Origin of the sequence: Oscillibacter sp. CU971 (assembly GCF_905219725.1) — a bacterium.
Taxonomy (GTDB): Bacteria; Bacillota; Clostridia; order Oscillospirales; family Oscillospiraceae; genus Oscillibacter.
Window position 1 is genome coordinate 1 of the sequence record NZ_CAJMXG010000121.1, and the last position, 8682, is coordinate 8682.

Genomic DNA, 8682 nt, shown 5'->3' on the forward strand with positions numbered 1-8682 from the left:
GGTTGGTTTTCTGCCGCTGGTATTCCTTGATAATTTCTTGGATTGCTATAAATCAGCGTTTCCCTAACTTAATGACATTAGTAAAAGCAAGCCCCGCCGGAGCATCCGGCGGGGCTTGTCTATTCATGCTTTCACCGGGACCCCGGCATCGTTCAGCGCCCGGCGGAGGCGGGGCAGGTCCCCGTCGAAGATCGCGCCGTCCATGCCCACAAGCCAGGCCCCCTCGATGTTGATGTTCAGATCGTCGATAAAGAAGCACTCCTCCGCCCGGAGGCCGTACTCCCGGAGGAGAGTCTCATAAATCTCCGGCTGGGGCTTCAAAAGCTTCCAGTCCGCGGAGACAATTTTCCCGTCGAAGCACTCGCTTTCCGGGATGCGGTCAAAATACAGCGGCAGGTCCAGCTTGGCGTTGGACAGCAGATAAACGCCGTACCCCAAGCCTTTCAGCTCCCGGACCAGGTCCGCCATGCCCTCCACGGGCAGCAGCCAGCGCCGCCACCAGTTCAAGGTCAGCTCCCGGGCGGGGCCGCGAAGGCGCTCCGGCAGGCGGCGACAGATGACATCCAGTCCATCCTCCATGGACAGCGTCCCCCGGTCCATCTGAATCCATTCCACGGAGCCGAAGACCTCCCGCAGCAGCAGGGCCCGGTCCCCCTCCGGGACGCCCAGGTCCTCCACGAATAAATTGGGCTTCCAGTGGATCAGCACGTTGCCCATGTCGAATACAACATTGCGGATCATAGCGCCTCCTGTTCTCCGGCCCCGCAGGCCAGGGCCACGATTTGATAGGTACGCAGCCACAGGCGGCCCTCCCGGTTCTCCAGGCCGTCGTAGTTGTTCAGCAGCACCCGGAAAGGCTCCGGGAAGGGTACGGAGGCCGTCCCCCGGCCGTAGTGGCAGAGGACCAGAACCCGCGACGTCTCCCCGGTCCGCCAGTAGGCAAAGATCTCCGGCTCTTCCCGGAACGCGGGGCAAAAGCCGCCATGGACCAGCACGTCCTCCCACTCCGGATCCTTCCGCAGAGCAAGCAAGCGCTTATACCACCCCCGGACGGAGCGCTCCCCGGCAGCGGCGTCGGCCTCCGCGTTCAGCTCCCGGTAGTTGGGGTTCACCGGAAACCAGGGCGTGCCGGAGGTGAACCCGGCGTGCTTGCCGCCGGTCCACTGCATGGGGGTCCGGGCGTTGTCCCGGCTGTGGCGGCGGCAGACCGCCATGGCCTCCGCCTCCGTCCGCCCGGCGGACCGCGCCGCCTGGTACTGGTCATGGGTGTTCAGATCCTCGAAGTCCTNNACCGTGTGGAAATCCCCGTTCCGCATGCCGATCTCCTGGCCCTGGTAGAGGAAGGGGATGCCCCGCAGCAGCACGGACAGCGCCGCCAGGGCGGTGACGCTCTCATAGCAAGCGTCCCCCTCGGGAAGGAAGANGANGGGGNNCCGGGGCCNGTCGTGGTTTTCCAGGACGTTGGCCAGGAAAACGGCGCTCCCGGCGTTCTCCTGGGCCTGGAAAATCGCGTCCCGCCAGGTCTTGAAATCAAAGGGCTTGTACTGATACCAGAAGGGCCCCTGGTGGCCGACGAGAAAGTGCCCAAAGTCGAAAAGGGTGGAGAAATAGCCCTCCGGCCCGCCGAACTCCGCCACCCGCTCCGGGGTAATGCTGTATACCTCGCCCACGGTAAAAGCGTCGTGGGGCAGGAAGCACTCCCGTTTCAGCTGGTTCAAAAACGCGCCGATCTCCGCCGTCCGGGGCAGCATTTTGGACACGGCGCAGGTGCCGTCGGGGCTGTCGGCGGGGCCGTCCTGAAAGCGCAGGTCCTTTTTCAGATTGATGATGGCGTCCAGCCGGAAGCCGGAGACCCCCTTGTCCAGCCACCAGTTTACCATATCGCAGATCTCCCGCCGGACCTCCGGGTTTTCCCAGTTCAGGTCCGGCTGCTCCTTGGCGAAGGTGTGGAAGTAATAGAGGTCCGATCCGGGCAGACGCTCCCAGCAGCTCCCGCCGAACTCCGCCCGCCAGTTGTTGGGCGGGCCGCCGTTCCGCCCCGGCTTTAAGTAGAAATATTGCCCGTATTTGCCCGCCGGGTCCCGGACGGCCTCCCGGAACCANGGGTGCNGGTCGGAGCAGTGGCTGACCACCAGGTCCATCACCAGGTACATTTCCCGGCACTTCAGCTCCCGGATCAGGGCCTCCAGGTCCTCCATGGTCCCGAAGCAGGGATCGACGCCGTAATAGTCGGAAATGTCATACCCCTGGTCCACCATGGGAGAGGGATAGACCGGGGAGAGCCAGAGGATGTCCACCCCNAGGTCCTTCAAATAGTCCAGCTTGGAGAGGACGCCGGGCAGGTCCCCGATTCCGTCCCCGTTGCCGTCCAGGAAGCTCTTGGGGTAGATTTGGTACGCAATTTTGTTCCGCCACCAGGGGCGGGAGGCATTTGCCATCGTCATACACCGCCTATCGGGAAACCGCGCCTGGAGGCCGGACCTCCGGGCGCGGTTCCATTTATTTTTTTCCGCCGAAAATGCTCTTGAGGAAGCCGCCCTTTTCCCGTTCCTTTTTCTCCGGCGGCTTTTTCCCCTCCGGCTTGGGGGAGGCTTTGGGCTTCCCGCCGCTTTTCAGGCGTTCCAGCGCCTCCACGGCGTGCTGGTAGTCCTGCCGGGCGGCGGCTTCGTAGAGCTCTCTGGCCCGCTCCTCGCTGGCGTCCACGCCCTTTCCGTGCTCATAGCACCAGCCCAGGAGGTACTGCCCCCGGGCCTGGCCCTGGGCCGCGGCGTGGTTGTACCAGAACACGGCGTTCTGCCAGCTCTGCTCCACGCCCTCCCCGGTTTCGTAGAGATAGCCCAGGTTGCAGGCCCCCGTGGCGTCCCCGGCCTCGGCGGCTTTTCTGTACCACTCCGCCGCCTCGACGGGGTCCTTTTTCGCCACGCCCTGGCCCGACTCGCAGCAGTACCCGTAGTTGCACATGGCCCGGGGATAGCCCGCCTCCGCCGACAGCTTGTAAAGCCGGGCGGCTTCCAGGGCGCTTTTCTCCACGCCCCGGCCCGTCTCGTACATATAGCCCAGGTTGCACTGGCCCGCCGGGTCTCCCTTTTCCGCCGCCCGGCGGTAAAAGTCCACGGCCTGCTCCAGGCTCTGTTCCACACCCTCGCCGAACTCATAGCACACGCCCAGGTTGCACAGCGCCCGGAGATAGCCCCCGTCCGCCGCCCGCTGGTACCACCGGGCCGCCTCGGCGTCGTCCCGGTCCATGCCCTTGCCGTACTTGCAGCACAGTCCCAGGCAGAACATGCCCCTGGGATCGTCCTGCTCGGCGGCCTTGCGGTACCAGTGGACCGCCCGGGTCAGGTTCTCCTCCACGCCGCTTCCCGTCTCATAGCACCAGGCCAGGTTGCACATGGCCCGGGAGAAGCCCTGCTGGGCGGCGGCGCTGTACCACTTTACCGCTTCCTCCCAGCTCTGCTCCACGCCCCGGCCAGATTCGTACATAAAGCCCAGGTTGCACATGCCGGGGGCGTTGCCCATCTCAGCGGCCCTGCGGTAGAGCTCCGCCGCCTTCTCATCGCTCTGGGGCACGCCCTCCCCCCGCTCATAGCACACGCCCAGTTCGCAGATGGCCGGGGCGGACCCCGCGTCGGCGGCCTTCTGATACCACCGGGCGGCCTCCTCCGCGTCCTGGGCGGCGCCGATGCCGTAGTCATAGGCCCGGGCTACGCTGAAAAGGCCCCTGGGGTCCCCATGGTCCGCGGCCCGTTTGTACCAGGTGAAGGACTCCTCCAGGTTTTTCTCCACACCCTTGCCGTGCTCATAGCACCAGGCCAGGTTGCACATCCCCCGCGACAGCCCGCCGGCGGCGGCCCGTTTGTACCACTCCGCGGCGCTCTCCCAGCTCTGCTCCACGCCCTCGCCGCACTCATACATAAAGCCAAGGCAGCACGCGCCGTCCTCGTCCCCCTGGTCGGCGGCCTTGCGGTAGAACTCCGCCGCCGCGGCCTTGTCCGCGGGCACGCCCCGCCCCCGCTCATAGCACAGCCCCAGGCACAGATAGCCCCGGGGGTATTCCTGGTCCGCCGCCGCCCGGTAGAGCCGCACGGCCTCGGCGAAGTCCCGCTTCACCCCCTCGCCATGCTCGTAGCACCAGGCCAGGTTGCACAGCGCCCGGGGATAGCCCTTATCCGCCGCTTTTCTATACCAATCCACGGCGGTNTCCCAGCTCTGCTCCACGCCCCGGCCGGACTCATACATAAAGCCCAGGCAGCACATGCCGGGGGCGCTGCCCTGCTCGGCGGCGGCGGTGTACCATTTCACAGCCTGTTCCACGTCCTGCTCTACGCCCTCGCCGAACTCCAGGCANCGGCCCAGCTCCGTCTGGGCGCCGGGGTAGCCCAGCCAGGCGGCGGACTGATACCACTTGGCGGCCTCCGCCTCGTCCTCCTCTACGCCGCTTCCCCGGCGGTAAGCCTCCGCCAGGAGGAACTGGGCCCGGGGAAAGCCCTGCTCCGCCCCCTTCTGGAAGCATTTCAGAGCCTTGTCATAGTCCGTCTCCACGCCGATGCCGTATGTATAGCAGTAGCCCAGGTTCGTCAAGGCGGGCATGTACTCCTGCTCCGCCGCCTGGGCGTAGAGCATCACGGCCTGCTTGGGGTCCGCCGGCACGCCCACGCCCGCCTCCAGGCACCAGCCCAGATTCGTCAGGCCCAGGGGATCGTTCAGCGCCGCCGCCCGCTGGTAGGCGGCCAGGGCGTCGGTCTCCCGCTTCTCGTCCACCGCCTGGTTTCCCAGGTTCACCCAGTCGGAAGCGGTCATCTCCNCNTCCGCCAGGGCGGTGAAAAAGGTCCCCCCGCAGCGGGGGCAGATATCCGGCTCCTCCTCGGCCACAAAACCGCAGTCGGGGTTTTCACAGCGATAGAAATCCATCATTTCTTCCTCCNTCAGAAGTCCGCTCCGCCGCCGAAAACCGGGGAGCCGTTGTATAGATCGGTAAAGGTATGGGCCGCGCCCCGGTACTTGAAGCCGGGGAAGGTGTCCAGCTGGACCCCGTGGATGGCCCGGAAAATGCTTTTTTCAATGTTGGGGTTGGTCTTTTTCAGCTCCCGCAGGAGCAGCTTGATCTCCTGGCGCTTGCTCTCCCCAATCCCGTCGCCGGAGGCGTCCCGGGCTNCGGTAAAGCGGCAGGCGCACTGGAGAAAATGAAGTTCGTTGTAATCCCGCCAGCGGACAATGGCGTCCTCATGGACGCAGTACAGCGGGCGGATCAGCTCCATGCCGGGAAAATTTTTACTGNGGAGCTTGGGGGGCATGGCCTGGAGCTGCGCGCCGTAAAAAAGGCCCAGCAGCGTAGTCTCGATGANATCGGAGAAGTGATGGCCCAGGGCGATTTTGTTGCAGCCTAAGTCCCGGGCCCTGGCATAGAGGCAGCCCCGGCGCATCCGGGCGCAGAGGTAGCAGGGGTTTTTGTCCACCTGGACCGTCACGTCGAAGATATCGCTTTCAAACAGCGTCAGGGGGATGCCCAGACGCCCGGCGCTCTCCTCCAGCNNGCGGCGGTTTGCCGGGTTGTAGCCCGGGTCCATAGCCAGGAAGGTGAGGGCAAAGGGCCGGTCCGTGTGCTTTTGCAGCTCCTGCATCAGCTTGGCCAGGACGAAGGAGTCCTTCCCGCCGGAGACGCACACGGCGATATGGTCCCCCGGGGAAACCAGCTCATACCGCTTCACGGCGGCGATGAAGGGATTCCACAGGGATTTTCGATAGGTCTTGATGAGACTGCGCTCGGCAGTCTCCTGTGGGGTAAGCTCACGGGACATATGTGATTCTCCTAGCCAAAGACGTTTTACAGCCATATGGAACCTAGGCGGAACACGGAGGCGCACATTTTGCGGAACCAGGACCGCTGGTTCCAGTCCTCCAGAGTATAGGGCCGGCTCTCGGCCAAAATGCCGTCCAGATCCTCCAGCAGCTCCTCCACCACCGGCATGTGGTACAGCAGCACGCCGCATTCGTAGTGGAGCTGGAAGGTCCGGTAGTCCATATTCGTGCTGCCGACCAGGGCCACCTCCCGGTCCGCCATGACGCTTTTGGCGTGGAGGAAGCCGGGGGTGTATTTATAGATCTTCACGCCGTGGCTCAAAAGCTCCCCCCAGTAAGTCTCGGCCACCATATAGGTAAACTTGTGGTGGTCCGGGATGCCGGGGATAAAAATCCGCACATCCACCCCCGCGTCAGCGGCGATGCACAGGGCTTTTTGCATGGACTCCTCCACGGCGTAATAGGGGGTGGTGAGGTAGAGCATCTTCTGGGCAGAGGCGATGAGCTGCAAATAGATTTCCTCAATGGGATTGTCCGGGTTGTTCAGGGGCCCGTCGGTAAAGGGCTGGCACCAGCCCCGGGCGCTTTCCACCTCGTGCCGGGGGCGGTAGTAGTCGTCCTCATTGTGGAAGGAGCCCCCCATCATCTTCCACATCTGCATGAACTGGGTGGCGAACCCCCAGACCCCCGCGCCCTCGATGCGGACGGCGGTGTCCTTCCAGTGTCCGAAGCGGACGATGAGGTTAGCGTATTCGTCGGCGATGTTGATGCCCCCGGTATAGGCGAACTGCCCGTCGATGACGGCGATTTTCCGGTGGTCCCGGTAGTTGAAGTAGATGCGGTTCACATAGCGGTGAACGGGGTTGAAGGCCTTCACCTCAATGCCCGCGTTCTGGAGATTCTGGAGCGTCTCGTCGGAAAAGCGGGTGAGGTTGCCGAAATCATCGAAGGTGATGTGGATTTCTACGCCGGCGGCGGCCCGCTCCTTCAAAATGGCGAAGATGCGGTCCCAGAGCTGTCCCTCCGCCAGGATGTAGTACTCCAGAAAAATATAGATCTCCGCCTTCTCCAAATGCTGGATCAGGTCCTCGAAAAACTCCGAGCCCTCCTTGAAATAGACGGCGTCCGTGTTCCGGTAGAGCAGGAAGCCCCGCTTTTCCAGGTACGCCGCCAGCCGTCCCCAGGCCGGGGACTGCCGCCGGAGGCGGCCGAGGTCGATTCCGCTGGACAGGCGCTGGCTCTCCCCGCAGGGGATGGGGGGCACCGTCTGAAGGCTGAGCTGCTTCACCTGATGGGCCCCGCCCCAGAGGCAGAACAAAATTATGCCGGACACCGGCATGGCCAGCAAAAGGCACATCCACACCAGCTTGTAGGTGGGGCTGCCGGGCCGCTGGTAGACCCAGATGGCCACCGCCGCGCCGGCGATAAGCAGCAGGGCGTAGACAAGGCTGGAATACTCCGCCAGAAGGAAGGAGATCAAAATCGAGGTGGCGATTTGGGCGATCACCGTCAGCGCGCACATGGAAATGCTGGTAAAGGCGGAAATTTTTCGTTCGACCCGCTCTTCCACCGGGGGGATATGGGGAATGTTCTTATGCACGGCAGCTCGCCTCCTCACAGGCAGTTTCAGCGTTTGGCTTTTTTATTATACAAAAAGACGCCGCCGTCTTCAACAGCAAAATATTAAAATTAGTTAAAATCCGGGCCGGGCAAAACGCCCGGCCCGGATTCTCACTCGCTCTGGCGCAGAAGGCCCTGCTTGATGTCCCACAGCTTCTGGCTGAGATCCACGTAATACGTGTGGGGATTCTCGAAGCGCTTCACCTCGTCCCAGAGGGTCTCCACCTGGGTCCTGCAATAGTCCTGAATCTCCGTGAGGCCGGGGCGTTCGTAGACCAGCTTCCCCCCCTGGAAAACGGGGACCTGGAGGGGCTTTGCCGTGAAGCCGGTGTAGGTCTTCCGCTTCCAGGTGGCCCGGGGATCGAAGAGCTCCAGGCTCCGGCTCTCGTCCACGGTTTCGTCCCAGACGGTGATATAGTCCGCCTCCGCCTTGCCGGTGGCCCGGTCGAAGATGCGGTAGACTTTTTTAAAGTGGGGGTTGGTAATCTTGTCCACATTTTCGCTGACCTTGATTTTGGGGACGACGGACCCGCCCTCGTCCTCCACCGCCACCAGCTTGTATACCCCGCCGAAAACCGGCTGGCTGCTGGCGGTGATCATCCGCTCGCCCACGCCGAACATGTCGATTTGGGCCCCCTGGATCAACAAGTCCCGGATGATGTACTCGTCCAGGGAGTTGGAGGCGGAGATCCGGCACTCTGTCCAGCCCGCATCGTCCAGCATCTTCCTGGCCTTCCGCGTCAGGTAGGCAATGTCTCCCGAGTCCAGGCGGATGCCGCACNTTTTAATCCCCAAAGGCTTCAGCACCGCGTTGAAGGCCCGGATGGCGTCGGGCACGCCGGATTTCAGCGTGTTGTAGGTATCCACCAGGAGGGTGGCGTTGTTGGGATAGAGCTTGCAGTAAGTCTCAAACGCCTCATACTGGGTGTCGAACATCTGGACCCAGGCGTGGGCCATGGTGCCCCCGGCAGGCACGCCGTAGAGCTGGTCGGAGATGGTGCAGGCCGTCCCGGCGCAGCCGCCGATGTAGGCCGCCCGGGCCCCGGTGATGGCCCCGTCGGTGCCCTGGGCCCGGCGGGAGCCGAATTCCAGCACCGTCCGCCCCTGAGCCGCCCGGACGATGCGGTTGGCCTTGGTGGCGATGAGGCTCTGGTGGTTGATGGCCAGCAGGGTAAAGGTCTCAATGAGCTGGGCCTGGATGGTGGGGGCCCGGACGGTCACCACGGGCTCCTGGGGGAAAATGGGGGTCCCCTCGGGGATGGC

6 protein-coding genes are annotated in these 8682 nt (G+C 63.7%); all 6 read right to left on the reverse strand.

Annotated elements, in window-relative coordinates; genetic code table 11:
- Positions 1–123: 123 nt before the first annotated feature.
- On the reverse strand, positions 124–741 hold the full coding sequence (locus JX325_RS09560) for an HAD family phosphatase (RefSeq protein ID WP_204790924.1): 618 nt from the start codon (positions 739–741) through the stop codon (positions 124–126).
- Entirely contained in the window at positions 738–2444 is a 1707-nt protein-coding gene (locus JX325_RS09565) for an alpha-glucosidase (protein ID WP_243414026.1), read from the reverse strand. Before JX325_RS09565 ends, JX325_RS09560 begins: the two co-directional genes overlap by 4 nt.
- Before the next feature lie 55 nt (positions 2445–2499).
- Entirely contained in the window at positions 2500–4914 is a 2415-nt protein-coding gene (locus JX325_RS09570) for an SEL1-like repeat protein (RefSeq protein ID WP_204790925.1), read from the reverse strand.
- Positions 4915–4925: 11 nt separating this feature from the next.
- Positions 4926–5798 carry an ATP-binding protein gene (locus tag JX325_RS09575; protein WP_204790926.1) on the reverse strand — a complete coding sequence of 291 codons (873 nt, stop codon included), beginning with the start codon at positions 5796–5798 and terminating at the stop codon, positions 4926–4928.
- Between the two features lie 26 nt (positions 5799–5824).
- Entirely contained in the window at positions 5825–7399 is a 1575-nt protein-coding gene (cls, locus tag JX325_RS09580) for a cardiolipin synthase (RefSeq protein WP_204790927.1), read from the reverse strand.
- A 131-nt stretch (positions 7400–7530) separates the two neighbouring features.
- Positions 7531–8682: nicotinate phosphoribosyltransferase (locus JX325_RS09585; protein WP_204790928.1), on the reverse strand; the 1152-nt coding region annotated here is incomplete at its 5' end.

Coding starts and splice junctions, on each gene's coding strand:
- JX325_RS09560 (WP_204790924.1), bottom strand. CDS start 741: ATGATCCGCAATGTTGTATTCGACATGGGCAACGTGCTGATCCACTGG.